At 68.5% G+C, this 267-nt stretch carries 1 protein-coding gene; it reads left to right on the top strand.

The features are described from left to right. Nucleotides 1-29 precede the first annotated feature (29 nt). The gene (locus tag KZZ06_RS21045) at nt 30-152 is read left to right on the top strand and encodes a DUF2474 family protein (protein ID WP_012321840.1); all 123 of its coding nucleotides are present in this window, start codon (nt 30-32) and stop codon (nt 150-152) included. Nucleotides 153-267 lie beyond the last annotated feature (115 nt).

Raw genomic sequence — 267 nt, 5'->3', positions numbered from 1 at the left:
GGCAAAGTCGACGCGCACGGATATCACTGATGGCACCCGCAGCAGCACAGCCCCTCTGGAAACGCCTCGCGTGGTTCGCGGGGCTCTGGGCCTCGAGCATCGTCGGCCTCGGCTTCGTCGCGACGGTCCTCCGGTATTGGCTCAAGAGCTGATAAGCCGGGGGGCGCCCGCCTGACCTCTCCCCGCGTCGGATCCCTGCCGTGCAGCTGCCCCCGCTCGTCCAGACCTTCGTGCTGCATTTCGGCGAGATGGGCTCGCGCTGGGGCA

The sequence above is a fragment of the Sulfitobacter sp. CW3 genome (genome assembly GCF_019392245.1).
Classification (GTDB): Bacteria; Pseudomonadota; Alphaproteobacteria; order Rhodobacterales; family Rhodobacteraceae; genus Sulfitobacter.
This window is presented reverse-complemented; position numbering and strand designations above follow the sequence as displayed.